Raw genomic sequence first — 24,365 nt, 5'->3', positions numbered from 1 at the left:
CGCGGCATCGAGAAACGGGGAGATGGATCGCCGCTGCCGTCGTACATGCAACGGATTGAATCGGGTAGGGGCCGGCCGCGCGTGTCGCGCCGCGTGCACGCGTGCCTGATGGCGTTGCGGAGCGTCGCCACGCCGCCGCGTTACTTCTTCGGTTGCTTCGTCGCGCGTTCGGCCTTCAGCCGTTCGATTTCGGCCATCGCACGATCGACGTTTTCCGCCGTGCGCTGATCGAGCGCCGCGCGGCGCTTCTCCGGCACGCGCTTCGCACGCCGTGGCGCCGCGGCCTGCACCATCGCGCCCGTGCTGATGCAGCTCGCGAGGAACGCGTGCAGCGATGCCTTGCCGGCGTCGTTGAGCTGCCGGTACATCGCGAGCACGTCGGCTTCGTCCGCGTCACGGGTGCCCGCCTCCGTCGCCGCCTCGCCGGCAACGAGCCGCTCGCCGGTCAGCACGTAACCGATATCGACGCCGATCGCGCGGACGGCCAGCAGATAGGTCGCGTCGGGAGCGCGCTCATCCGACTCGTACGCCGATTGCGAGCGTCTCGCGACACCGCCCACGGTCGCAAACTCGTCCTGGCTGAGCCCGATCCGCAAGCGCTCGTCCCGCAAGCGACTCCCGATTTGTGTCATAAATTACCCATTAACAATTGACGCGCTGTTTTTTGCTCATTAGACTAGCCTCACCGTAACGCAAGACTAACTCCGCAAAGTATACCGACCATGACCACTTCCAAAGGCCCACGCCGTTCGCCGCGCGGCACGATGTCGGACAAGCCCGTCTACGTGGGGCTGACGCCCGTCGAGCGCGGCGAGCTCGAGCAGCTCGCGGCGCAGCGCAACCGCTCGATCTCGAGCATGGCGCGCGAACTGATCCGCATCGGCGCCAGCCATCTGCGCGCGATCGCGGCACCCCGCTCCCGCGGCGCGCGCCACTGAGCCGGAACGCCTTCATGTCCGCTGCTTTCGAATGCACCCGACCGTCCGCGCCCGCAGCGTCGATTGTGAGCTGCGCGAGCGCCCGCATCCATCCGCCGTCCGGCCAACGCTGCAGCCTGGCCGGCCGCACGCCCCGCGACCGGACCGGCCGTGCGCGGTCTCCCGCCCGGAGTGAGCCCTCATGCGCATCCTGAACCGCTGCCCGCACTGCCGCACGCGCGCCACCGCACGCAGCAGCCGTGAAATGTCGCTGACCTTCCGCGAAATCACGTTCCAGTGCTCGAATCCGGAGTGCGGCCACACGTACGTCGTCAACATGGAATTCGCGCGCACGCTGTCGCCGTCTGCGATCCCGAACCTGTCGTTGCAGTTGCCGCTCTCGCCGCACGTGCGCGAACGCCTCGCCGCGCAGCTCGAGCTGCCCGTCTGACGCCCTAACCCGTCACCCTCTTCCGCTTCCCTCGCATCGTGCCTGTACGGCGCGAGGGATCGCTTTTGCCATTGAAAGGATTCCTCATGATCTCGAACCGCGCGGGCCGCGGCCCGGAGGCACCCGGCATGAACCGCCACGCCGAACCCGCACCGCATGACGTTGCGCTCCGGGCCGCGATCGCGGCGGCCGCCGACACGCTGTGCTTCGATCACGCGCCCGGCAGCGTCACGCGTCAGCGCACGCTCGGCCGCTTCGTGTCGGCGCTCGCCGATCGCCTCGCGCTCGGCTTCCCGCAATCCGCCGCCGCGCTGCGCGCGCTCGCCGCGTCACCGGCCACGACGGGCAATCCCGCGCACCCCGCACAACCGCAACCCGAACGGCAGCAATGACGACGATGGCTTCGATCGACGAACTGAAACGACACATCGACCTGCACGACCTGGCGGGCCGTCTCGGCCTGAAGCGCGGCCGCGGCGGCGACCGCGCGCTCTACCACTCGCCGCAGCACGCGGACCGCAGCCCGTCGCTGTCGATCTATGCGAACCACCCGAAGTACGGCACCGGCTGGCGCGACCACAGCGCCGATGCCGGCGGATCCTGCATCGACCTGGTGATCCACGCGCGCGGCGGCACCGTCGCCGACGCCGTCCGCTATCTCCACGACACGTACGGCCTCCCGTCCGAGCGGCCGGCACCGGCGGAGCGTCGCGAGAAATCGACCGTCGAGTACATCGCCGACCGGTGCGCGGCCGAGCGCGAGCGCGTGCGCGACTACCTCGGCGGCCGCGGCATTGCCGCCGCGGCGATCGACGCGGCACTTGCCGCGCGCACCCTCGGCTTCAATTCGTGGACAAGCCCGAAGATCGCCGCCGGCGAAGTCGGCCACGGCGGCCCTGCGGCCGCCTTCATCGTGCGCGCACCAGGAGACGCACGCGTCGTCGCCGTCGACATGCGCTACGTCGATCCCGCCCTCAACGGTGACGTCAAGACGCAGACCCAGGGCGACAAGGCCGGCTACGCGTGGACCGCCGACGCGCGCCGGCTCGACCGCGCGAAGCGCGTGGTCGTCGTCGAGAGCGCGATCAACGCGCTGTCGATCGACACCTGCGCGCTGCCCGGCACGGCCGCGCTCGCGCTGCGCGGCCTGGCGAACGTCGAGCGCATCGACTTCACGTTCCTGCGCGGCAAGCAGGTCACGATCTGCCTGGACAACGACGAGCCGTTCGCGGACGGCCACCCGCGCGCCGGGCAGCGCCCCGGCCCGGAGGCCGCGTGGGCTCTTCACGAACGGCTGACGGCACTCGACATCAGCGCCGTGCTGGTCGACCAGTCGGACTGGCTCGCGGATCTGGCGGACGGCGACGCCGCACGCACGCCGATCAACGACGTGAACGACTACCTGCAACTGCGCGGCCCGGCCGGCCTGGCGCGCGCGCTCGACCAGCTCGAACCCTGGCTGGTCGCCGGCCTGCCCGGCGACGCGTCGCGCCGCGGCCGGCCGCGCATCTTCCTGCCGCCGCACGACTTCGCGCAGTACTGGCGGTTTCGCGTGCGGCCGGATTTCACGAGCTACATCACCAAGATGGATCGCAACGAGGAATCGGGCGTCGACACGCCCGTGACGACGGATCTGTGCGGCTTTCGCATCGCCGGCATCAGCCGCGTGGCCGTCGCGAGCGCCACCTCGACGATGACGGGCGACGCCGACCAGGCGCCCACCGTCTACTTCGCGGTGTCGGTGCAGGCGCCGCGGCACGGCGCGCAGCTGATCCGCCGCGTGATGCTCGACGACCAGCTGCACAACGTCGACCAGTGGGGCAAGTTCGGCCCGATCTGGGCGCCTGCGCCGTTCAAGCGGATGGTGAACATCCTGGAGCGCGGCGCCGACCTGGGCGCGCGCCGCGCCGCGAACTTCGTCGGGCTCGCGTGGCGCGACGGCCGGCTGATCGTCAACGAAGGCCCCGACTGCTACTTCACCGAAGCGGACAAGCAGTGCCCGTACCACAACCTGACGTTCCCGGGCGGCCCGGTGAGCGATGCACGCCGCGTGATCTCGGCCTACCAGACGACGTTCCGGCAGAACGCCGCGACGATCCCGCTCGTGTGGGCGCTCGGCGGCCATCTGAAGGCGCTGCTCGGCTTCTGGCCGCACCTCACGATCCAGGCGAACAAGGGCGCGGGCAAGTCGACGCTCATCAAGCGGCTCGAGCGCTCGCTCGCGTTCACGATGTTCTCGGGGCAGTCGCTGCAGACCGAGTTCCGGCTGCTGACCAGCATCGGCCACACGAGCCACCCGGTCGGCTGGGAAGAGCTGTCGGCCCGCCGGCAGGACGTGATCGACAAGGCGGTCGGGCTGCTGCAGGAGAACTACCAGTACACGGTGACGCGGCGCGGCACCGACATGACCGAATACCTGCTGTGCGCACCCGTGATGCTCGCCGGCGAGGACGTGCCGGTGCGCAGCCTGCTCGGCAAGCTCGTGCGCACGACGCTGACCGGCAAGCGCGGGCCGCTGCTGCCCGACGACCTGCCGCGCTTCCCGGTCCGGCAATGGCTCGACTTCCTGACCGGGCTCGACCGGCGTGCGGCGCTGGATCAATACGCGACGCTGCGCGACAAGGCGCTGGCCGGCTGCCGCGCCAGCGGCGAGGACGACGGCGCGCGGCGCATGGCCGGCAACTACGCCGCGGTCGGACTCGCATGGCGCTACCTGTGCGAGTTCGCCGGCATGGACCCGAGCGAAGGCGATTTCCCGCGCGACCTGATCGCCGAGATGAACGGCCACGTCGCGGAAACGAGCGCCGACCGCGAACCGTGGGTCTGGATCATGGAGACGGTGCTGTCCGAAATCGACGGCGGCAACTACAAGCATCCGTACACGTTCGACACCGTCGACGGCGAGTTCTGCCTGCTGCTGCGCACCGGGCACGTGATGGATCACCTCGCGCACACGAGCGCGCTACGCGACAAATGGAACGGCCTGCCCGTGAAGTCCGACCGCGTGTTCAAGGCGCAGCTCAAGCACGCCGGTGTCGTGGTCGGCGAGAAGGAGGTCGAGCGCCGCATCTACATGCGCCGCGTGCCGTATCTGACGCCGGTGTCGCTCGAGCGCCTGGCCGCATTCGGCCTGCACGTGTCGGTTCGCGAGGACCTGGCGACCGACGCGCTGCAAGGAGGCCGCGCATGACCCGCGCCCCGGCAACCCGGCTGGCGGGCTCCGGATGCGACGGGGAGCCGGCAGGCAGCGCATGCGAGTCGTGGATTTCGGCGGTCGATGCTCGCAAGTCCTTGATTGTCGAGGGAACTGCCGCCTTGCGTTGCACGGCAATCGCCACGAGTCACACCGCTTTTGCCATGAGTCCGGCTGACCCGCGGGCCGCGGCGGCCTCCTTTTCTTCTCTCTTCAAAGTATTGAAAGAAAAGAAGAAAGAGGACGCGGAAGCCGCAGCAACCGGCCGCCATCGCACACCACGAGTCGGGCGCGCGCTGCCATCGGTCGCGATCGATGCCGCCGTTTCGCGCCACGGGTCCGGCGCGGCCGCCACGCGTGAATGATGGCAACCGATGGCAATCAAATCTCTTGAATATCAACGTGTTATGCGCACTTCACACGCCATCCATCATTCCACGAGTTGCGCTGCGTGCCAGCCCGGCGCACGGCCTGCCGACGACGCGAACGCGGCGACCGTCGACTTGCCCGGCGCCGCGGCCCTGCTCGGCGCGCATCCCGAAACGGTGCGCCTGAAGGCCCGGGCCGGCATGCTGCCGGGCCGCAAGGTCGGCAAGCGCTGGATCTTTTCCATCATGGCCCTGCAGCGCTACCTCGCCGGGGAATGGCTCCCGAGCGCCGCGCAGGACGATCGGCAACAGCAACAGGAAACCCGCCCATGTCGCTCTACAAACGAACAACCAGCCCGAACTGGCAATACAAGCTGTACCCCCCTGGCGGCGGAACGCCGATACAGGGAAGCACTCGCACCCGCGACAAAGCGCAGGCCCAGGAATTCCACGACCGGCTGAAGGTCGACCTGTGGAACCAGGCGCGGCTCGGCACGAAGCCGCGCCATTCGTGGAACGATGCGGTCGTCCGTTACGTGGGCGAGCGCTCGGGCCTCGCGAGCCTGGAGACGTCGAAGATCCATCTGCGCTGGCTCGACCGGCACCTGTCCGGCGTCGCGCTGGCCGATATCGACCGGAGCCGCGTCGATGCGATTGCGCTCGCCAAGCGTCGCGAGCCGCGCACGGTGCGCACGCGCCACGGTGTCGTCGAGACCGGCCGGCCCGTCAGCGACGCCACCGTGCGCCGCGTGATCGGCGTGCTGAAAGCCGTCCTGAACGCGGCCGTCGAATGGGAATGGCTGGCGCGCGCGCCGGTCACCAAACGCGCGAAGGTCGTCTCGAAACGCATCCGCTGGCTGACGCCGGCCGAGGCGGAGCGGTTGCTCGCCGAACTGCCCGCGCACCTCGCCGACATGGCGCGCTTCAGTCTCGAAACCGGCTTGCGCCGCGCCAACGTGACCGGGCTGCAGTGGTCGCAGGTCGACCTCGCGCGGCGCGTCGCCTGGATCCATCCCGATCAGGCCAAGGCCAGGAAGGCGATCACGGTGCCGCTGTCGGACACCGCAATCGCCGTGCTGCATCGTCAGCGCGCGACCCCGCGGGCGCCGGACTGCACGGACAGCGTGTTCGTCTATCGCGGCAAGCCGGTTCACCAGACGGCCACGGCCGCCTGGGCCAAGGCGCTGCAGCGCGCCGGCCTGCACGACTTCCGCTGGCACGACCTGCGCCACACCTGGGCGAGCTGGCACGTGCAGCGCGGCACGCCGCTGCAGGTGTTGAAGGAACTGGGCGGATGGGAAACGATGGAAATGGTGCAGCGGTACGCGCACCTGTCGGCCGATCATCTGGCGCAATGGGTCGCGCCGCTGACGGCCGAGCCGATGCCGATCCCGGCTGCAATTTAGCTGCAACGGTGCTGCAAGACGATGGGGGAAAACCGCTGAAAACCTGATCAGGCTTGGCGCGCCCGGCTGGGATCGAACCAGCAACCCCTGCCTTCGGAGGGCAGTACTCTATCCATTGAGCTACGGGCGCGTGAGACAGTGAAGCGACCCCATATTACAGGCCGCCCACGATTGGCAAGACGGCAAGGATACCCGGTTTCCCAAGACGCGTCCACCTTGCCCGACGAATCGCCGCCGGGCCATGCTGCGTGCGGGTAAACACGCGCCATCGGACCGCTCGCCGTGATGTAAACGTTCCGTCTATAATCGTCCGTGCTTCATTGGACTGCCATTTTGCCGTTGCACCGCGCTCACAATTCCTATTCATGGAGACGAGGCAAGCATGAGCGAAGCACCCCACGAATCCCCCGTCAAAACACCCGGGCAGCTGATTGCCGTCATCATCGCGTCGTTCGCGATTCCGATCATCCTGATCGTCCTGTTCGCCAACTATGCGAACCATGCGTTCCGTTCCGGCGCCGGCACGGACGCGCTATCCGACGAGCAGGTCGCCGCGCGGATCGCGCCATTCGCGAAGGTCGACGTGAAGGACGCCAACGCGCCCCGCACGTACAAGACCGGCGAGGACGTCTACAAGGCTGTCTGCGTGACCTGTCACGGCACGGGTGCCGCTGGCGCACCGAAGTTCGGCAACAAGGACGACTGGGCACCGCGCATCTCGCAAGGCTTCGACACGCTGCTGAAGACGGCCCTCGCGGGCAAGGGCGCGATGCCGCCGCGCGGCGGCACGAGCCCCGACGACGTCAGCGACTATGAAATCGCCCGCGCGATCGTCTACATGGCGAACAACGACGGCGCGAACTTCCCCGAACCGGCCGCGCCGGCCGCCAATGCAGCGCCCGCCGCCGGCGCCGCCGCATCGGGCGCCGACGCGTCGAACGCGCAGGCTGCCGCTGCAATGGCCGCGATCGCCGCGATCCCGAAGGCCGGCGAAAAGCCCGCCGCCGCTCCGGCCGCCGATGCGGCAACGGCCGGCAAGGCGCTGTATTCGTCGACCTGCGTGGCCTGTCACGGGGCCGGCGTACTCGGCGCACCGAAGTTCGGCAGCAAGGAGGACTGGGCGCCGCGCCTGAAGGACTCGATGGATTCGGTCTACAACTATGCGCTGCACGGCAAGGGCGCAATGCCGCCGAAGGGCGGGTCGAACGCGTCGGACGCCGACGTGAAGGCGGCCGTCGACTACATGGTCAACGCGTCGAAGTAGCCGCGCCGGGCCATCCGTAAAAACCCCCCGCGACGCACGCGCATCGCGGGGGTTTTGTCTTTCCGGTCCACCGGACCGCCGCATCACTTCTGCAGCAGTGCCTTCAGGCTCGCGAGCCGGTCCTTCGGCGACATCGGCGCCTCTTCCGGCGTCGGCGGCGGCGCTTCGTCGAGCCCCATCTCCGGGATGAAACGCGACGGCTCGCACACCACCGTCTCGCGCGCCCGCTTGCGCTTCTTGCACCAGTTCAGGTGCAGGCTGCGCTGCGCGCGCGTGATCGCGACGTACATCAGCCGGCGCTCTTCCTCGATCCGCTCGCTGTCGATCGGGCCGTCGTCCTCGCTGCCGCCTCGGTGCGGCATGATGCCCTCCTCGACGCCGACCAGGAACACGTGCGGATACTCGAGCCCCTTCGACGCATGGACGGTCGACAGCCGCACGGCGTCCGGATCCTCTTCCTTGCCCTCGAGCATCGACATCAGCGCGACGGTCTGGATCAGGCCGAGCAGGTTCTTGCCCGTATCGGCAAGCCCGTCCGCGTTGTGGAAGCCTTCGGCCTCGCCGTCGACGGCCTCCGTCTCGGGCTTGGTGCCCTTGCGCTTCAGCCATTCGAGGAATTCGAGCACGTTCTGCCACTTCGACTGCGCCTGCCGCTCGTCGAACGCGTCGTACAGGTACGCCTCGTAGTGGATCGCCTCCATCATGTCGTCGAGCACGACGGTCGCGGGCTCCTTGTCCGCGCGCTCGGTCAGGCGCTGGATGAAATCGCAGAACATCCGCAGCGGCTCGACCTGGCGCGCCGACAGCCGCGCCTCGATCCCGCCCATGTACACGGCCTCGAACAGCGACACCTTCGCCTGCCCGGCGAACGAGCCGAGCGCCTCGAGCGTCGTGTTGCCGATCCCGCGACGCGGCGTCGTGATCGCGCGGATGAACGCGGGATCGTCGTCGGCGTTCGCGATCAGCCGCAGGTACGCGCACAGATCCTTGATCTCGGCCTTGTCGAAGAACGACTGGCCGCCCGACAGCACGTACGGGATCCGCTCGCGCCGCAGCACCTGCTCGAAGATGCGCGCCTGGAAGTTGCCGCGATACAGGATCGCGTAGTCGCGGAACTGCGCGCGCCGCTCGAACTTGTGCGCGGACAGCCGGAACACGACCGATTCGGCCTCGTGCTCCTCGTCGTTGCACGGCGTGACGGTGATCGAATCGCCCATCCCGTGCTCGGACCACAGCTTCTTCTCGAACAGCTTCGGGTTGTTCGCGATCACGTTGTTCGCGGCGGTCAGGATCCGCACCGTCGACCGGTAGTTCTGCTCGAGCTTGATCAAGTGCAGCTTCGGGAAATCCTTGCCGAGCTGCGCGAGGTTCTCGAGCGTCGCGCCGCGCCAGCCGTAGATCGCCTGGTCGTCGTCGCCGACCGCCGTGAACGCGGCGCGCGGGCCTGCGAGCAGCTTCACCAGCTCGTACTGGCACGCGTTGGTGTCCTGGTACTCGTCGATCAGCAGGTAGCGCAGCTTGTTCTGCCAGCGGTCGCGCACCTGCTCGTTCTTCGCGAACAGCTCGGCCGGCAGGCGGATCAGGTCGTCGAAGTCGACCGCCTGGTACGCATGCAGCGTCGCGACGTAGTTGCGGTAGACGATCGCAGCCTGGTGCTCGTCCTCGTTGGCCGCGATCGCCATCGCCTCGTCGGGCATGATCAGACCGTTCTTCCACAGCGAGATGATGCTCTGGATCTTGCGGATCAGCCCCTTGTCGGTCGTACCGAGCTGCTCCTGGATCATCCCGAAGCAGTCGTCCGAATCCATGATCGAGAACTGCGGCTTCAGCCCGACGTGCTCGGCCTCCTGCCGCAGGATCTGCACGCCCAGCGAATGGAACGTGCAGACGGTGAGCTGGTTGACGGGCACCTTGCGGCCTTCCTTGCCGGGCGTGGTGAGCGTCTTGCCCTCGAGCAGCTTCGACACGCGCTCGCGCATTTCGGCGGCCGCCTTGTTCGTGAACGTGACGGCCGCGATGTGGCGCGGCTCGAAGCCTTTGGCTTCGATCAGGTGCGCGATCTTCTGCGTGATCACGCGGGTCTTGCCGCTGCCCGCGCCGGCGAGCACGAGACAGGGACCGTCGAGGTAGCGCACCGCTTCGTTCTGAGCGGGATTGAGGCCTGCTGACATGATGGCGGATGGTGTTGCGGTTGACGGCGGAGCGCCGGGAGGATGCCGTGCGCGGCAGGCTGGCGAAGCAGGCGGACACGCGGGCAGGACGCGCATGTTAACACGTCGGCGGCGCGTATTTCGGGAGCGCCGCCGGACGGGGCCGCGCAGGCCGACCGGCCGGGCGCGCCCTGTCCGTCCGGCCAATCCGGCCCCGTTCGCGCACCGATCGGCCACAATATGTTTCCCCCGGCGCCGCCCGCTCCGGCCCGATTTCATTCGCCTGAACCACTACCGGATCGACCTCATGGGATACCCGTTCGCCACCGCCGCCCTCGGCCCGCTGCTGTTCGCGCAAGGCCGCTACGTGCGCCGCGTCACGCCGCGGTTGCCCGAGGCGGCTGGCCCGCGTGACGGCGTAGCCGGCGACGGCCCGCCGCTGCGCGTACTGGTGGTCGGCGATTCGGCCGCCGCGGGCGTCGGCGTCGCCACGCAACGCGACGCGCTGTCCGGGCAACTGGTGAACGCGCTGGCGGCCACGCACCGCGTGAGCTGGAAGCTGCTCGCACGCACGGGCCTGACCACGCGGGAACTCGTCGACTGGCTCGCCGCCGAACCGGCCGAACCGTTCGACGTGGCCGTCACGTCGCTCGGCGTCAACGACGTAACGGGCGGCGTGCCGCCGGCACGCTGGCTGGCGCAGCAGGCCGAGCTGGTCCGCCTGCTTGCCGCACGCTTCCGGGTCGGGCACGCGATCCTGTCGGCAGTGCCGCCGATGGAGCGCTTCCCGGCGCTGCCGCAGCCGCTCGCGTGGTACCTCGGGCTGCGCGCGAAGCGGCTCAACGCGGCACTCGCCGGCTGGGCGGGCGCGCAGCCGCATTGCACGTTCCTGCGGGTCGACCTGCCGCTCGAGCGCCACCTGATGGCCGCCGACGGCTTTCATCCCGGCGCATCCGCATGCGCGACGTGGGCCGCGCAGGTCGCGGCGTCCGTGCGGCAGCGGGCGGCCGGATGACGCGGCTCGATCGCGGCTCGATGGCCGCGCGCCGGTCGTTCGTCCGCCCCCGGGCAGGCGGCCATATCGGGCACGGTGCGCGGGCCTGCGCAAAACGCCGCCGTTCCTTGCGCAAGCGCCGCATCGCATCGCGCGTTTCGCCCAACGCGTCTGTGCAAGCGGCGGCGCCATGCCAAAATAGCCGGTCGTCTTCGCGCCGTTTCGGCGCGCCATCCTTTAGTTTCCTTCGCAGCCAGGGATTGCCATGTCGTCATTGCTCAGGATTGGTTTGATGGGTTTCGGTTTCGCCGGCGCGACGTTCCACGCGCCGGTGATCGCCACAAGCGGCCGCACTGAAGTCGCCGCGATCGCGACGGGTCAGCCCGATCGCGCGCAGGCCGCGTATCCGGGCGCGCGCGTCGTCCCCGATCTCGACACGCTGCTCGGCCTCGACGACATCGAGTGCGTGGTGATCGCCACGCCGAACGACACGCACTTCACGCTCGCGCGCCAGGTGCTCGAAGCCGGCCGCCACGTGGTCGTCGACAAGCCCGTCACGCTCACCGCCGACGAGGCGCTCGCGCTCTCACGCCTCGCGAACGCGCGCAGCCGGCTGTTTGCGCCGTTCCACAACCGCCGCTGGGACGGCGACTTCCTCACCGTGCGCAACATCGTCAAATCGGGCGAACTCGGCCGCCTCACCTACTTCGCGTCGCACTTCGACCGCTTCCGGCCGACGCCGCGCACGCGCTGGCGCGAGGAACCGGCCCGCGGCGGCGGCCTGCTGCTCGACCTCGGCCCGCACCTGATCGACCAGGCGCTCGCGCTGTTCGGCCTGCCGGAAACGGTGAGCGCCACCGTCAAGACGCGCCGCGACAACGGCACGGCGCCCGATTTCGTCCACCTGCTGCTCGGCTATCCGGACAAGGACGTCGCGCTGCATGCGAGCGCGCTGTCGGCGATCGAGCCCGCGCGCTTCACGCTGCACGGCACGCGCGGCAGCTACCAGAAGTTCGGACTCGACACGCAGGAAGACCAGCTGAAGGCCGGCCTCACCGCGGACGACGTCGAATTCGGCGGCGGCAACCCGCCCGGCCTGCTGCGCGTGCTCGACGGCGACGTCGAGGTCGAACGCCCGGTACCGACGCTCGACGGCCAGTACGCGGAGTTCTACCGCGCGCTCGCCGCGTCGATCCGCGACGGCGCGCCGTTCCCTGTCACCGCGCAGGATGCCGTCGACGTGATGACGATCATCGAGCTCGCCGCGCAGAGCGAGCACGACGGCCGACGGCTGCCGTTCGTGCGCCGCACCGTATGATGGCCGCCGGCCGGGTCGGTGCCGACCCGGCCACTGCCACCATCCCGCGCCGCACGCGGGCAGCGGCCCTGCGTCAGCCGCCGCGCCGGCACGGTCCCGAACATTCCGTTACAAATGGTGCGGGAACGAAAGTCAGCGGTCGCCCGGTCTGATGCGTTTCTCAAAAAGTCGATCCGACACCAATCCGTCAGGAGAATGTGATGCAACGGTTGATTCGCGCAGCAGCATGCTGCGTCCTGGTTTCCTCGCTCGCGGCCTGTATCGTGCAGCCGCAGCGGCCGGTCCGACAGGCGCCTCCGCCCCCGCCGCGACCGAATCCGCAGGTCGTCGCGAACGACCGCATGCAGGAGGTCCAGGGCCGGATCGACAACCTGCACCGCCGCATCGACGCGCGCGTGAACGGCGGCTACTACCCGCCGCCGTACGGCGCACAGCTGCACCACCGCCTCGACGTGATCCGCCAGGAAGCGAGCGACATGTCGGCCCAGCACAACGGCGGCCTGTCCGGCGACGAGCAGCGCGTGCTGAACCAGGAACTCGACACGGCCGCACGCGCGATCGGCGAGTAACGCGCCGGTGCCGGCGCCGGCCGGCGCGGAGAAAAGCGGCGGCACCGGCTGCCGCCGCTTGTCGCGAAGCGACATTCTTTTGCCCAAATTGACAAGGCCCACCTGCTCGCGTACAGTCGCCCGCACGCGTCGGGAGAGCGTGTGACCGGGTGGTTTCGCCACCGGTTGCGCCGCCGAAGGGGCACACCCGCAAACTCTCAGGCAAAAGGACCGACCGCGTCGGGGAATTGCGTCCGCGCATTGCGCGGGCCACACACTCCCCGCACTCTGGAGAGCGGCAGTAGCCCGCAGCGCATTGGCTGCGCGGGCAAGCTGCCCACCGAAGGGGCGCGCGTTCGCCGGGCTTTGCCCGCAGCGCAATCTCTCAGGTATCGAGGACAGAGGGGCATGTACCGGATCGCTTGAGGCCATCGGCCGCGGCGGTCGGCACATGGCCGTTCTGATCCGCGCGCAAGCGCCTTGCCTGAGGCCTCGATGACTGCACTGAATCACACCCCGCTCAACGCCGCGCACCGCGCGCTCAATGCCCGCATGGTCGACTTCGGCGGCTGGGACATGCCCGTCAACTACGGCTCGCAGATCGAAGAACACGCAGCCGTGCGCACCGACGCCGGCATGTTCGACGTGTCGCACATGTGCGTGGTCGACTTCACCGGCAGCCGCGTGCGCGCATTCTTCGAGCATGCGATCGCGAACAACGTCGGCAAGCTCAAGACGCCCGGCAAGGCACTCTACTCGTGCCTGCTCAACCCGCAGGGCGGCGTCATCGACGATCTGATCGTCTATTACTTCACCGAAGAATTCTTCCGCGTGGTCGTCAACGCCGGCACCGCCGAGAAAGACATCGCGTGGTTCAACCAGCTGAACGAGCAAGGCGGCTACGGCCTCACGATCGCGCCGCGCCGCGATTTCGCGATCGTCGCCGTACAGGGCCCGAACGCCCGCGAAAAAGTGTGGGCCACGGTGCCTTCCGCACGCGCCGCCACCAGCGAGCTGAAGCCGTTCAACGCCGCGCAGGTCGCCGCCACGCCGTTCGGCGATCTCACCGTCGCGCGCACCGGCTATACCGGTGAAGACGGTTTCGAAGTGATCGTCCCGGCCGTGCACGTCGAAGCGCTGTGGACCGCGCTGCAGCAAAACGGCGTGCGCCCGTGCGGGCTCGGCGCGCGCGACACGCTGCGCCTCGAGGCCGGCATGAACCTGTACGGCCAGGACATGGACGACACCGTCTCCCCGCTCGACGCGGGCCTCGCATGGACGATCGACCTCACTGCGCCGCGCGACTTCGTCGGCCGCGCCGCCCTGGAAGCCAACGGCACGCGCGCCGCGTTCGTCGGCCTGATCCTGCAGAAGGAAAACGGCAAGGCGGGCGGCGTGCTGCGCGCGCACCAGAAGGTCATCACGCCGCACGGCGAAGGCGAGATCACGAGCGGCACGTTCTCGCCGTCGATGCAGGAATCGATCGCGTTCGCCCGCGTGCCGGCCGCCGTCCAGATCGGCGACCTGATCCAGGTGCAAATTCGAGACAAGAATCTTCCCGCGCGCGTGGTAAAACTGCCGTTCGTGCGCAACGGCAAGGTCCTCGCTGCGTAACGGCCGGGGGGCCCCTCCCGGTAAGCCGGGAGATGGCGCCCGGCGCAACCACATCCGGCGCGCCCCGGCGGCGTGCCAGCAAAACGAACAAACCCTTTTTATCAGGAGCATCCGATGAGCAACGTCCCGGCCGATCTGAAGTACACCGACGAACACGAGTGGATCCGCACTGAAGCCGACGGCACGCTGACGATCGGCATCACCGATCACGCGCAGAACACGCTCGGCGACATCGTTTTCCTCGAACTGCCGCCCGTCGGCAAGCAGGTGAAGGCAGGCGACGCGATCGGCGTCGTCGAATCCGTGAAAGCCGCGTCGGACATCTATTCGCCGGTGTCGGGCGAGGTGGTCGCGATCAACGCGGACGCAGTCGACACGCCGGAAGAGGTGAACAGCGACGCGTACGACACGTGGCTGTTCAAGATCAAGCTCGCGGCCGGCGCATCGACCGACAGCCTGCTCGACGCTGCCGCCTACTCCAAGCTGATCGACTAATTTCCTTACCCGAACCGCGCGGGGCCGGTCAGCCGCCCCGTCCCGCGCGGGACCAGAGTCACGCCATGAAGCTCGAACACCCGGACCGCCTGATGAATCGCACGCCCCTCTCGCTCGCCGCGCTCGAAACGCACGACGCGTTCGCCGAACGCCACATCGGCCCCGACGCCGCCAGCCAGCAGGCCATGCTCGACACGCTCGGCTTTGCGTCGCGCGCCGCCCTGATGGACGCCGTGATCCCGGCCTCGATCCGCCGCGCCGAAACGCTGCCGCTCGGCCCGTTCGCGCAGCCGAAGAGCGAGGCCGAAGCCCTCGCCGCGCTGCGGGTTCTCGCGGACAAGAACCAGGTGTTCCGCTCGTACATCGGCCAGGGTTACAACGACACGCACACGCCGGCCGTCATCCTGCGCAACGTGCTCGAAAACCCGGCGTGGTACACGGCCTACACGCCGTACCAGCCTGAAATTTCCCAGGGCCGCCTCGAGGCGCTCCTGAACTTCCAGCAGATGGTCGCCGACCTGACGGGCCTCGCGATCTCGAACGCGTCGCTGCTCGACGAAGCAACCGCCGCGGCCGAAGCGATGACGCTGCTGCAGCGTACCGGCAAGCCGGCGTCGAACGTGTTCTACGTCGCCGACGACGTGCTGCCGCAAACGCTCGAAGTGATCCGCACGCGCGCGCTGCCGGTCGGCATCGAGGTCAAGACGGGCCCGGCCGCCGACGCCGCGCAGGCAAACGCATTCGGCGTGCTGCTGCAATACCCGGGCGTGAACGGCGACGTGCGCGACTACCGCGCGCTCACCGAAGCGATCCACGCGGCCGGCGGCCACGTGGTCGTCGCGGCCGACCTGCTCGCGCTCACCGTGCTGACGCCGCCCGGCGAATGGGGCGCGGACGTCGCGATCGGCAACACGCAGCGCTTCGGCGTGCCGATGGGCTTCGGCGGCCCGCACGCCGCGTATCTCGCGGTGCGTGACGAATTCAAGCGCCAGATGCCGGGCCGCCTCGTCGGCGTGACGGTCGACGCGCAGGGCAAGCCCGCGCTGCGCCTCGCGCTGCAGACGCGCGAACAGCATATCCGCCGCGAAAAGGCGACGTCGAACGTGTGTACCGCGCAGGCGCTGCTCGCGATCATGGCCAGCATGTACGCGGTCTACCACGGCCCGCACGGCCTGAAGACGATCGCGCTGCGCGTGAACCGCATCGCGGCGCTGCTCGCCGCCGGCGTGAAGCAGCTCGGCTTCACGACCGCCAACGACACGTTCTTCGACACGCTGACGATCGACACCGGCGCGCGCACCGCGCAGGTCCACGAATTCGCGAAGGCCAAGCGCATCAACCTGCGCCGCGTGAGCGACACGCAAGTCGGCGTATCGGTCGACGAAACGACGACGCGCGATGACCTCGCCGATCTGCTCGCCGTGTTCGCGCAGGCCGCGGGCGGCACCGCACCGGCCGTCGACGCGCTGGACGCAGGCCTTGCCGGCGTCGCCGCGCTGCCGGCCGGCCTCGAGCGCACGAGCGCGTACCTGACGCACCACGTGTTCAACCGCCACCATTCCGAAACCGAAATGCTGCGCTACCTGCGCAGCCTGTCGGACAAGGATCTCGCGCTCGACCGCTCGATGATCCCGCTCGGCTCGTGCACGATGAAGCTGAACGCGACGTCGGAAATGCTGCCGGTCACGTGGCCCGAGTTCGGCGGCATCCACCCGTTCGCACCGGCCGAGCAGACCGTCGGCTACCGCGAGATGATCGACCAGCTCGAGCAGATGCTCGTCGCGGCCACCGGCTACGCGGCCGTGTCGCTGCAGCCGAACGCCGGCTCGCAGGGCGAGTACGCGGGCCTGCTGATCATTCACGCCTACCACGCATCGCGCGGCGAAGCGCATCGCGACGTGTGCCTGATCCCGGCATCCGCGCACGGCACGAACCCGGCGTCCGCGCACATGGCCGGCATGAAGGTCGTGGTCGTCGCGTGCGACGCACAGGGCAACGTCGACATCGCCGATCTGAAGGCAAAGGCCGACGAGCACGCGAAGGACCTCGCGGCGATCATGATCACGTATCCGTCGACGCACGGCGTGTTCGAGCAGAACGTCCGCGAGATCTGCGAGATCGTCCATGCGCACGGCGGCCAGGTGTACGTCGACGGCGCGAACATGAACGCGATGGTCGGCCTGACCGCACCGGGCCAGTTCGGCGGCGACGTGTCGCACCTGAACCTGCACAAGACCTTCTGCATCCCGCACGGCGGTGGCGGCCCGGGCGTCGGCCCGGTCGCGGTCGGCGCGCACCTCGCGAAGTTCCTGCCGAACCAGCGTTCGACCGGCTACTCGCGCGACGAAAACGGCATCGGCGCGGTGTCGGCCGCCCCGTACGGCTCGGCGTCGATCCTGCCGATCTCGTGGATGTACATCGCGATGATGGGCGCGAAGAACCTGACCGCCGCGACGGAAACCGCGATCCTCAACGCGAACTACATCGCGAAGCGCCTCGCGCCGCACTACCCGGTGCTGTATTCGGGCCCGGGCGGGCTGGTCGCGCACGAGTGCATTCTCGACCTGCGTCCGATCAAGGAATCGAGCGGCATCAGCGTCGACGACGTCGCGAAGCGCCTGATGGACTACGGCTTCCACGCGCCGACGATGAGCTTCCCGGTGCCGGGCACGCTGATGGTCGAGCCGACCGAATCGGAATCGCAGGAAGAACTCGACCGCTTCATCGCCGCGATGATCGCGATCCGCGACGAAATCCGTGCAGTCGAGGAAGGCCGCGCCGATCGCGAGGACAACCCGCTGCGTCACGCACCGCACACGGCGGCTGTCGTCACCGCGAACGAATGGCCGCACGCGTACTCGCGCGAGCAGGCTGCGTACCCGGTCGCATCGCTCGGCACGAACAAGTACTGGCCGCCGGTCGGCCGCGCGGACAACGTGTACGGCGACCGCAACCTGTTCTGCTCGTGCGTGCCGATGTCGGAATACGCATAACGCACGCCAGGCCCGGAGCCGCCCGATGGTGACCGCACCGCACGCAACCCGGGGTTGCGTGCGGTTTTTGCGTTCGCCGGGCGAACCGGTTCACGTTCCCCCGCCAATCCGGCTAACATCACACGCGATCCAGCCAATGAAGGAGTTCCGCATGGTGCGTCCGATGTTTCCGGGCCATGGTGCAGTCAAGTGGCGGCCGCGCACGCGCGCAGGCCGGTTCGTGCCGATGCTCGTCGCCTCCCTGTCGCTGGCCGCCGCCGGCCTCGGCGCATCCGGCCATGCGCGCGCCGCGATGAATTTCTGCGCGGCGCCGGCGCTGCAGGCGAGCGAGACGACGCAGGCCGAACCGGGCGTGCAGGCGCTGATCCGCAGTGTCGACGCGCGCATCGGCGAGCAGCCGAAGGCAATGGCGCGCGTGCACACCGAGGGCACGCTGCCGCACGAAGGGATCTACGACCAGAGCGCGGCCGCGCTGAAGGATCTCGACCTGATGCGCGACGCGGCGCTGGCGTGGCGCGTGACGAACGCGCCGCGCTACCTGCAGCTCGTCGACCGCTTCCTGTCCGCGTGGGTCGCGACCTACCAGCCGAGTTTCAACCCGATCGACGAGACGCGCTTCGACAGCCTGATCATCGCGTACGACATGACCGCGAGCGCACTGCCGGTGAAGACCCGCAACGCGACGGCCGCGTTCATCGCGAAGCTCGGCGCCGGCTATGTCGCGCAGATCGATGCGCAGACGCGCCCGCTCGCCGGCACCTGGCGCAACAACTGGCAGAGCCACCGGATCAAGCTGATCGCGCTGTCCGCGTTCACGCTCGGTGACCGCAAGATGATGAACGCCGCGCAGCGGCTGTTCGTCGAGCATCTCGCCGACAACATCGGCCCGGACGGCAAGACGTGGGACTTCGAGGAACGCGATGCTCTGCATTACGCGGTCTACGATCTGCAGCCGCTGGTGACGGCTGCGCTCGCCGCGCGCCGCTTCAACCGCAACTGGCTGCGCGAACGCGGCGCGAACGGCGCGACGCTTGCGGCCGCGCTCGACTGGCTCGTGCCGTATGCACTCGGCGAGAAGACGCACGAGGAATTCGTGAATTCGCCGGTGCCGTTCGACGCGAAGCGCCGCGAGGCCGGCTTGCCGGGCTACACGGGGCAGTGGGACCCGAAAAACGCCACCGAACTCTTTCATCTGGCCGCGCGGCTCGACGGGCGCTATGCCCGCGTCGCGCAGCAGCTTTCCCCAACGCCACCCGCATGGCTCGCCGCGTGCCTGCCATTGCAGGCGCGCTAGCATTATTCTTATAGCAAGGCAGGTATCGAAATGGCAGTCAGCGTATTTGACCTCTTCAAGATCGGCATCGGTCCGTCCAGCTCGCACACGGTCGGACCGATGCGCGCGGCGCTGATGTTCGTCCAGGGCCTCGAGCGCGACGGGCAGCTCGATGCGACGGCGCACGTGAAGGTCGAGCTGTACGGCTCGCTCGGCGCCACCGGCAAGGGCCACGGCACCGACCGCGGCGTGATGCTCGGCCTGCTCGGCGACGCGCCCGACACCGTCGATCCCGAAACCATCGACGCGCGGCTCGAAGAAGTCCGCAAGTCGAAGAAACTCGCGCTGCTGGGCACACATCCGGTGCCGTTCGTGCTGAAGGAGAACATCGCGTTCTACCGCCAGGCGCTGCCCGAGCATCCGAACGGGATGAAACTGCGCGCATCCGACGCGAACGGCGAGGTACTGGTCGAGCGCACCTACCTGTCGGTCGGCGGCGGCTTCGTCGTGACGGCCGGCGCGCCGAACACGAAGGTGCTGAGCGCGGCCGAGCAGATGACGCACCCGTTCCGCACCGGCGCGGAGCTGCTCGCGCTGACCGAATCGACCGGCAAGTCGATCGCGCAGTTGATGTGGGACAACGAGCGCGCGTGGCACACCGAGGAGGAAACGCGCGACGGGCTGCTGAAGATCTGGGCCGTGATGCAGTCGTGCGTGTCGCGCGGTTGCGGGATCGGCAACCCCGATGCCGACGGCAACCTGCCCGGCCCGTTCCAGGTCAAGCGCCGCGCGCCGCAGCTGTACCGCACGCTGACGGGCAGCCCCGAGCGCGCGCTGCAGGATCCGCTGTCGATGATCGACTGGATCAACCTGTACGCGATCGCGGTCAACGAGGAAAACGCCGCCGGCGGCCGCGTCGTCACCGCGCCGACCAACGGTGCGGCCGGCATCATCCCCGCCGTGCTGCACTACTACACGCGCTTCACGCCCGGTGCGAACGAACAGGGCGTGATCGACTTCCTGCTGACGGCCGCCGCGATCGGCATTCTTTACAAGCTCAACGCCTCGATCTCGGGCGCGGAAGTCGGCTGCCAGGGCGAAGTGGGCGTCGCGTGCTCGATGGCGGCCGGCGCGCTCGCGGCCGTGCTCGGCGGCACGCCGCAGCAGGTCGAGAACGCAGCCGAAATCGGGATGGAACACAACCTCGGCCTCACCTGCGACCCGGTCGGCGGGATGGTGCAGATCCCGTGCATCGAGCGCAACGCGATGGCGTCGGTGAAGGCCGTCAACGCGGCGCGCATGGCGCTGCGCGGCGACGGCTCGCACTACGTGTCGCTCGACTCCGTGATCAAGACGATGCGCGAGACGGGCGCCGACATGAAGACGAAGTACAAGGAAACGTCGCGCGGCGGGCTGGCCGTCAATATCGTCGAGTGCTGATACCGGATCAGGCGGTCATGCGGGACACTCCGAAGTCCCGCATGACCGCCTGACGGCGGCTGGCACGAATCAATCGTTCAACCAGTTCTCCAGCCGCAATCCCGGATAACTCGCAAAATCCCGTTCGTTGTTGGTCACCAGGACCACATCGAGCGACACCGCATGCGCGGCGATCAGTTTGTCGAGATGATCCTTCTTCCGCTCGCGCGGCGCTTCCCGAACCGGGCCGTATGCTTGCGCGGCCGCCGTGTCGAACGGAGCAACGGGGATGTCCTCGATCAGCGCAGCAAGATTGCGACGCTCGCGGACAGGATTCGCGCACGCCGCGACACCGTACTCGAGTTCGGCATAGGTGATCGCCGACATCACGACATCTCCGCTGTAACACTGCACGAACCGTCTCGCGACCTGCTCCGGCTGATTCTTGATCAGATAGATGCACATGTTGGTGTCGAGCATGTAACGCGGCATCACAAGCCCTCGCGCTCGGCCTGCTCCTGATCGCCGCGCCCCTCGGCCATGAAATCCGGCCCGAAGTTCGCGAACTTCTCGAGTACGTGGGTCAAAGGTCTCCGAGTGGGCCGAATACGGATTTCGTCGCCCACCCGCTCGATTTCGAGTTCCATGTCGCTGCGCTCATAGGCAAGGTCCGCAGGAATCCGCACGGCCTGCGAGTTACCGTTCCGAAATACCCTGGTGGTATGCACGTCGATCTCCCACAATCGGATGTACGATGGATGTACATCATACTATGCAGCGGGCAATGTAAATCCATGTGTGTACATCGTGCACCACCCGGATATCGATTCTCATGTGAGCGCCGCCCCGCAGTCTTTCAGTTCCGGACACTGCCCCGCCTGCGCCCGGGTGAGCAGGCGGAGATTCGCGCTCGACATCCATAGCGCTCACTTTTCACCATTGGGCGTACACGCACAAGCTGGCCGTCCGGCCAACCGAAGTTCTGGCGCGTGCCCCGAACCACCCAGCGTTCCGACACTTTTCAGCGCCCCGCCAACGGGCGTAAGCTGTACGTCCCGCTACCCAGGGAGACGGCAGCCCATGTCGCATTCCAAGGATCTCGAGCCGCGCGCCACCACCGGTGCGCGACTGCTCGTCGATGCGTTGCTCGCCAATCACGTCGAACGCGTGTTCTGCGTGCCGGGCGAGAGTTTCCTCGCCGTACTCGATGCGCTGGCGGACGACACCGCGCGCATCCAGACGGTCGTCTGCCGTCACGAGGCGGCCGCCGCGAACATGGCCGAAGCGGTCGGCAAGCTGACGGGCCGCCCCGGCGTCGCCTTCGTCACGCGCGGGCCCGGCGCGACCCATGCGTCGATCGGCGTGCACACCGCGTTCCAGGATTCGACGCCGATGATCCTGTTCGTCGGCCAGTGCGCCCGCGAGCACCTCGACCGCGAAGCCTTCCAGGAAATCGACTACCGCCGGATGTTCGGCCAGATGGCGAAATGGGTCGCGCAGATCGACGACCCGCGCCGTATCCCCGAATACCTGAGCCATGCGTTCCACGTCGCGACGTCCGGCCGCCCCGGCCCGGTCGTGCTCGCGCTGCCGGAGGACGTGCTGTCCGAAGCGTGCGCGGCGCAGCCCGTCGTTCCGGCCGCGAAACGCATCGCGGCCGCGCCGTCGGCCGCGCAGATCGACGAACTGCGCGAGCGGCTCGCACGCGCGGAACGGCCGTTCGCGATCGTCGGCGGCAGCGGCTGGACGCCCGACGCCTGCGCGAACCTGCGCACCTTCGTCGAACGCTGGCAACTGCCGGTCGCGTGCGCCTTCCGCTTCCAGGACACGATCGACAACGCGCACCCGAACTACGCAGGCGACGTCGGGCTCGGGATCAATCCCGCGCTCGCGAAACGCATCCGCGACGCCGACCTGCTGCTCGTGATCGGGCCGCGCCTCGGCGAAGCGACGACCGGCGGCTACACGCTGCTCGACATCCCGAAGACGCGCCAGACGCTGATCCACGTGCACCAGGGCGCCGATGAACTCGGCCGCGTATATGCGGCCGACCTGCCGATCGTGTCGGGGATGCCCGAGATCGCCGCGCCGCTTGCCGCGCTCGAACCGCCTGAACGTCCCGTCTGGGCCGGCGCGGCCGCCGATGCGCACCGCGCGTACCGCGAATGGCATGCGCCGCTGCCGATGCCCGGCGACGTGCAGCTCGGCGACGTGATGGTGCAGTTGCGCGAACGCCTGCCGCACGATGCGATCCTGACCAACGGCGCCGGCAACTATGCGATCTGGCTGCATCGCCACTTCGCGTACCGGCACTTCCGTTCGCAGCTCGCCCCGACCAGCGGCGCGATGGGCTACGGGCTGCCGGCCGCGCTCGCCGCGAAATCGCTGTACCCGTCGCGCGCGGTCGTCGCGCTCGCGGGCGACGGCTGCTTCATGATGGCCGGCAACGAGCTTGCGACCGCGATGCAGTACGGGCTGAACATCGTCGCGATCGTCGTCAACAACGGCCATTTCGGCACGATCCGCATGCATCAGGAGCGCAACTACCCGGGCCGCGTGCACGGCACGGGGCTCACGAACCCCGATTTCGCCGCGTATGCGCGCGCGTTCGGCGCGCATGGCGAGACGGTCGAGCGCACCGCCGATTTCGCGCCCGCGCTCGAACGCGCGCTGACTTGCGGGCTGCCTGCGGTGATCGAGATCCGCATCCCGCAGGACGCCAGCACGCCGGCCGCGACGCTCGAGCAGATCCGCGAGCAGGGCCGCCGCGCGCGCGGCGGATAGCGGTGGATACGCACACCGCGCCGCCTGACGTCGCGCTGTCGCACGAGGATGCGCTGGCCTGCCCCGGCACGCTGCTCGCGCCGGACGGCACGCTCGTCGCGCCGTACGACGTCGAGCACGGTGGCGGGCGAGCCGACGGCCACGTGCCGGCTGCGCCCGCACTCGGCCTGCTGCATGCCGCACACAGGCCGTTCCGGCTCGACTACGACGATGCGCGGCATGTGCATGTGATCAACGGGATGGGCGTCACGCTCGGCGATTCGGCGATCGGGCTGACCGCCCTCGCCGCGCTGCGAGCGGCCCATCCGGGCCTGCGCTTCACGCTGTACCGGCCAACCCGCGCGCCGCGCTATGTTGACGCGTTGTATGCGCTCGCGGCCGACGTCGTCGCGCCGTCGCTCACGCTGCCGTGTCCCGTGGCAGCGCTGCCCGCCGATGCACCGTGCATCGACGTTGGCAATCACCTGTACTGGCCCGCGTTCTCGCGGCTGCCGATGATCGATTTCTTCCTCGCCGCGCTCGGCGTCGACCCGGCCGCCGTGCCGGCCGCCGCGAAGCGCAACCGCTGGCTCGCGCGGCTGCCGCTGCCAGCGCTGCCGGCCGCGTGGCAGCGGCCATACGTGCTGTTCTGCCCGAACGCGAGCACCGCGGTGCGCAGCGTGCCGCCTGTGCTGCGCGCGGAGTTCGTGGAAAGGCTCGTGCAGCGCTACGGGTTGCCGGTGGTCGGCTTCGGCCCGGTCGCGCATCCCGCTTACGTCGACGTGAGCAGCGACGCGACCGACACCGCGCGCTTCATCGCCTGGGTCAAGGGCGCCAGCCTGCTGTTCGCGCCGGACACGGCGGCATTGCATCTCGCCGACGGTTTCGACGTGCCGACGCTCGCATGCTTCACGACGATCGCGCCAGCGCTGCGCGTGCGCGACTATCCGCATTGCGTGCCGGTCGCGCTCGATTTGCCCGCCGAATTGCGCGGACTCCATCGCAGCGAGCGGCCGGACGATCTGGCTGCCGTTGAAGCAGCTTACCGCGCAGTCGACTGGGACGCGCTGGCGTGGCCCGCACCGCGCGACGTGACGGCGACGGCAACGGCGACGGCCCGCTGAGCAAACCCGATACGGCCGTCCGCAAAGCGCTCGAACACGTAGCCGCGCACGCAGCCAGCGCCGACGCGGCGCCGC

General features: G+C 68.7%; 22 protein-coding genes, 1 tRNA gene and 2 riboswitches. Of the genes, 18 read left to right on the top strand and 5 right to left on the bottom strand.

Annotation, left to right across the window (positions count from 1 at the left end):
* Window positions 1-140: 140 nt before the first annotated feature.
* Window positions 141-560: a hypothetical protein gene (locus tag ACWMMN_RS00770; protein ID WP_059236517.1), complete on the bottom strand. Its 420-nt coding sequence runs from the start codon at window positions 558-560 to the stop codon at window positions 141-143.
* Window positions 561-722: 162 nt separating this feature from the next.
* On the opposite strand from ACWMMN_RS00770, the gene ACWMMN_RS00765 reads away from it, so the two are divergent.
* The 7 genes from ACWMMN_RS00765 to ACWMMN_RS00735 all read left to right on the top strand — a co-directional run bounded on the left by ACWMMN_RS00765 (window position 723) and on the right by ACWMMN_RS00735 (window position 6,335).
* Window positions 723-938, top strand: coding sequence for a hypothetical protein (locus tag ACWMMN_RS00765; protein ID WP_059232740.1), 216 nt, complete (start codon window positions 723-725; stop codon window positions 936-938).
* A 181-nt stretch (window positions 939-1,119) separates the two neighbouring features.
* Window positions 1,120-1,368, top strand: a complete 249-nt coding sequence (locus tag ACWMMN_RS00760) for an Ogr/Delta-like zinc finger protein (RefSeq protein WP_006485448.1) — start codon at window positions 1,120-1,122, stop codon at window positions 1,366-1,368.
* Window positions 1,369-1,496: 128 nt separating this feature from the next.
* Window positions 1,497-1,760, top strand: coding sequence for a hypothetical protein (locus ACWMMN_RS00755; RefSeq protein WP_342704354.1), 264 nt, complete (start codon window positions 1,497-1,499; stop codon window positions 1,758-1,760).
* Between the two features lie 5 nt (window positions 1,761-1,765).
* The gene (locus ACWMMN_RS00750; RefSeq protein WP_486423214.1) at window positions 1,766-4,558 is read left to right on the top strand and encodes a toprim domain-containing protein; all 2,793 of its coding nucleotides are present in this window, start codon (window positions 1,766-1,768) and stop codon (window positions 4,556-4,558) included.
* Window positions 4,555-4,926, top strand: coding sequence for a hypothetical protein (locus tag ACWMMN_RS00745; RefSeq protein WP_174993415.1), 372 nt, complete (start codon window positions 4,555-4,557; stop codon window positions 4,924-4,926). The genes ACWMMN_RS00750 and ACWMMN_RS00745 overlap by 4 nt, the downstream gene beginning before the upstream one ends.
* Window positions 4,927-4,935: 9 nt before the next feature.
* Window positions 4,936-5,391 carry a helix-turn-helix domain-containing protein gene (locus tag ACWMMN_RS00740; protein ID WP_340623700.1) on the top strand — a complete coding sequence of 152 codons (456 nt, stop codon included), beginning with the start codon at window positions 4,936-4,938 and terminating at the stop codon, window positions 5,389-5,391.
* Entirely contained in the window at window positions 5,304-6,335 is a 1,032-nt protein-coding gene (locus ACWMMN_RS00735; protein WP_486423213.1) for a tyrosine-type recombinase/integrase, read from the top strand. Before ACWMMN_RS00740 ends, ACWMMN_RS00735 begins: the two co-directional genes overlap by 88 nt.
* Window positions 6,336-6,389: 54 nt before the next feature.
* Here the strand turns inward: ACWMMN_RS00735 and ACWMMN_RS00730 are convergent.
* Window positions 6,390-6,465 (bottom strand) — tRNA-Arg (locus tag ACWMMN_RS00730).
* A gap of 252 nt (window positions 6,466-6,717) precedes the next feature.
* Between ACWMMN_RS00730 and ACWMMN_RS00725 the strand changes: the two genes are divergently transcribed.
* A complete protein-coding gene (locus ACWMMN_RS00725) occupies window positions 6,718-7,599 on the top strand; it encodes a c-type cytochrome (RefSeq protein ID WP_342703361.1) in 882 nt (293 codons plus the stop codon).
* An 83-nt stretch (window positions 7,600-7,682) separates the two neighbouring features.
* Here the strand turns inward: ACWMMN_RS00725 and ACWMMN_RS00720 are convergent, their stop codons facing one another.
* Window positions 7,683-9,770: a UvrD-helicase domain-containing protein gene (locus ACWMMN_RS00720; protein WP_059232762.1), complete on the bottom strand. Its 2,088-nt coding sequence runs from the start codon at window positions 9,768-9,770 to the stop codon at window positions 7,683-7,685.
* Between the two features lie 286 nt (window positions 9,771-10,056).
* On the opposite strand from ACWMMN_RS00720, the gene ACWMMN_RS00715 reads away from it, so the two are divergent.
* From ACWMMN_RS00715 to ACWMMN_RS00680, 8 genes are all read left to right on the top strand, one after another.
* The gene (locus ACWMMN_RS00715) at window positions 10,057-10,764 is read left to right on the top strand and encodes an SGNH/GDSL hydrolase family protein (protein WP_059232763.1); all 708 of its coding nucleotides are present in this window, start codon (window positions 10,057-10,059) and stop codon (window positions 10,762-10,764) included.
* A 244-nt stretch (window positions 10,765-11,008) separates the two neighbouring features.
* Window positions 11,009-12,061 (top strand): oxidoreductase, encoded by a 1,053-nt coding sequence (locus ACWMMN_RS00710; protein ID WP_059232764.1) that lies wholly within the window; start codon window positions 11,009-11,011, stop codon window positions 12,059-12,061.
* Between the two features lie 200 nt (window positions 12,062-12,261).
* The gene (locus ACWMMN_RS00705) at window positions 12,262-12,630 is read left to right on the top strand and encodes a hypothetical protein (protein ID WP_059232765.1); all 369 of its coding nucleotides are present in this window, start codon (window positions 12,262-12,264) and stop codon (window positions 12,628-12,630) included.
* A gap of 120 nt (window positions 12,631-12,750) precedes the next feature.
* A riboswitch (glycine riboswitch) is annotated at window positions 12,751-12,853 on the top strand.
* 34 nt (window positions 12,854-12,887) lie between these two features.
* Window positions 12,888-13,021: riboswitch (glycine riboswitch) on the top strand.
* Between the two features lie 83 nt (window positions 13,022-13,104).
* Complete coding sequence (gene gcvT / locus ACWMMN_RS00700) at window positions 13,105-14,223, top strand: glycine cleavage system aminomethyltransferase GcvT (RefSeq protein WP_486422891.1); 1,119 nt, start codon at window positions 13,105-13,107, stop codon at window positions 14,221-14,223.
* Between the two features lie 114 nt (window positions 14,224-14,337).
* Entirely contained in the window at window positions 14,338-14,718 is a 381-nt protein-coding gene (gcvH, locus tag ACWMMN_RS00695) for a glycine cleavage system protein GcvH (protein ID WP_059232767.1), read from the top strand.
* A gap of 65 nt (window positions 14,719-14,783) precedes the next feature.
* On the top strand, window positions 14,784-17,711 hold the full coding sequence (gene gcvP / locus ACWMMN_RS00690) for an aminomethyl-transferring glycine dehydrogenase (RefSeq protein WP_059232768.1): 2,928 nt from the start codon (window positions 14,784-14,786) through the stop codon (window positions 17,709-17,711).
* Between the two features lie 151 nt (window positions 17,712-17,862).
* On the top strand, window positions 17,863-19,005 hold the full coding sequence (locus tag ACWMMN_RS00685) for an alginate lyase family protein (protein ID WP_486422890.1): 1,143 nt from the start codon (window positions 17,863-17,865) through the stop codon (window positions 19,003-19,005).
* A 30-nt stretch (window positions 19,006-19,035) separates the two neighbouring features.
* A complete protein-coding gene (locus tag ACWMMN_RS00680) occupies window positions 19,036-20,424 on the top strand; it encodes an L-serine ammonia-lyase (protein WP_059232769.1) in 1,389 nt (462 codons plus the stop codon).
* Between the two features lie 69 nt (window positions 20,425-20,493).
* On the opposite strand, the gene ACWMMN_RS00675 is transcribed toward ACWMMN_RS00680, so the two are convergent.
* Together ACWMMN_RS00675 and vapB are read right to left on the bottom strand one after the other, a co-directional pair.
* Window positions 20,494-20,895, bottom strand: coding sequence for a type II toxin-antitoxin system VapC family toxin (locus ACWMMN_RS00675; RefSeq protein ID WP_340623696.1), 402 nt, complete (start codon window positions 20,893-20,895; stop codon window positions 20,494-20,496).
* Window positions 20,895-21,131 carry a type II toxin-antitoxin system VapB family antitoxin gene (gene vapB, locus ACWMMN_RS00670; protein ID WP_059236527.1) on the bottom strand — a complete coding sequence of 79 codons (237 nt, stop codon included), beginning with the start codon at window positions 21,129-21,131 and terminating at the stop codon, window positions 20,895-20,897. The genes ACWMMN_RS00675 and vapB overlap by 1 nt, the downstream gene beginning before the upstream one ends.
* 352 nt (window positions 21,132-21,483) lie before the next feature.
* On the opposite strand from vapB, the gene ACWMMN_RS00665 reads away from it, so the two are divergent.
* On the top strand, window positions 21,484-23,187 hold the full coding sequence (locus ACWMMN_RS00665; protein ID WP_174993419.1) for a thiamine pyrophosphate-binding protein: 1,704 nt from the start codon (window positions 21,484-21,486) through the stop codon (window positions 23,185-23,187).
* Window positions 23,184-24,290: a glycosyltransferase family 9 protein gene (locus ACWMMN_RS00660; protein WP_486423212.1), complete on the top strand. Its 1,107-nt coding sequence runs from the start codon at window positions 23,184-23,186 to the stop codon at window positions 24,288-24,290. The genes ACWMMN_RS00665 and ACWMMN_RS00660 overlap by 4 nt, the downstream gene beginning before the upstream one ends.
* The last annotated feature ends 75 nt before the right edge of the window (window positions 24,291-24,365 follow it).

It is taken from the genome of Burkholderia cepacia complex sp. TUM26381 (assembly GCF_057439935.1).
Note: the sequence above shows the minus strand (reverse complement) of the source record. Positions and strands in the feature narration are given on the sequence as shown.

What these genes read in the sequence shown, in the direction of transcription:
- ACWMMN_RS00705 (WP_059232765.1), top strand. Translation starts at nt 12,262, where the DNA reads ATGCAACGGTTGATTCGCGCAGCAGCATGCTGCGTCCTGGTTTCCTCG.
- ACWMMN_RS00755 (WP_342704354.1), top strand. Translation starts at nt 1,497, where the DNA reads ATGAACCGCCACGCCGAACCCGCACCGCATGACGTTGCGCTCCGGGCC.
- gcvT (WP_486422891.1), top strand. Translation starts at nt 13,105, where the DNA reads ATGACTGCACTGAATCACACCCCGCTCAACGCCGCGCACCGCGCGCTC.
- gcvH (WP_059232767.1), top strand. Translation starts at nt 14,338, where the DNA reads ATGAGCAACGTCCCGGCCGATCTGAAGTACACCGACGAACACGAGTGG.
- gcvP (WP_059232768.1), top strand. Translation starts at nt 14,784, where the DNA reads ATGAAGCTCGAACACCCGGACCGCCTGATGAATCGCACGCCCCTCTCG.
- ACWMMN_RS00740 (WP_340623700.1), top strand. Translation starts at nt 4,936, where the DNA reads ATGGCAATCAAATCTCTTGAATATCAACGTGTTATGCGCACTTCACAC.
- ACWMMN_RS00760 (WP_006485448.1), top strand. Translation starts at nt 1,120, where the DNA reads ATGCGCATCCTGAACCGCTGCCCGCACTGCCGCACGCGCGCCACCGCA.
- ACWMMN_RS00750 (WP_486423214.1), top strand. Translation starts at nt 1,766, where the DNA reads ATGGCTTCGATCGACGAACTGAAACGACACATCGACCTGCACGACCTG.
- ACWMMN_RS00720 (WP_059232762.1), bottom strand. Translation starts at nt 9,770, where the DNA reads ATGTCAGCAGGCCTCAATCCCGCTCAGAACGAAGCGGTGCGCTACCTC.
- ACWMMN_RS00765 (WP_059232740.1), top strand. Translation starts at nt 723, where the DNA reads ATGACCACTTCCAAAGGCCCACGCCGTTCGCCGCGCGGCACGATGTCG.
- ACWMMN_RS00715 (WP_059232763.1), top strand. Translation starts at nt 10,057, where the DNA reads ATGGGATACCCGTTCGCCACCGCCGCCCTCGGCCCGCTGCTGTTCGCG.
- ACWMMN_RS00685 (WP_486422890.1), top strand. Translation starts at nt 17,863, where the DNA reads ATGGTGCGTCCGATGTTTCCGGGCCATGGTGCAGTCAAGTGGCGGCCG.
- ACWMMN_RS00675 (WP_340623696.1), bottom strand. Translation starts at nt 20,895, where the DNA reads ATGCCGCGTTACATGCTCGACACCAACATGTGCATCTATCTGATCAAG.
- ACWMMN_RS00680 (WP_059232769.1), top strand. Translation starts at nt 19,036, where the DNA reads ATGGCAGTCAGCGTATTTGACCTCTTCAAGATCGGCATCGGTCCGTCC.
- ACWMMN_RS00665 (WP_174993419.1), top strand. Translation starts at nt 21,484, where the DNA reads ATGTCGCATTCCAAGGATCTCGAGCCGCGCGCCACCACCGGTGCGCGA.
- ACWMMN_RS00725 (WP_342703361.1), top strand. Translation starts at nt 6,718, where the DNA reads ATGAGCGAAGCACCCCACGAATCCCCCGTCAAAACACCCGGGCAGCTG.
- ACWMMN_RS00745 (WP_174993415.1), top strand. Translation starts at nt 4,555, where the DNA reads ATGACCCGCGCCCCGGCAACCCGGCTGGCGGGCTCCGGATGCGACGGG.
- ACWMMN_RS00710 (WP_059232764.1), top strand. Translation starts at nt 11,009, where the DNA reads ATGTCGTCATTGCTCAGGATTGGTTTGATGGGTTTCGGTTTCGCCGGC.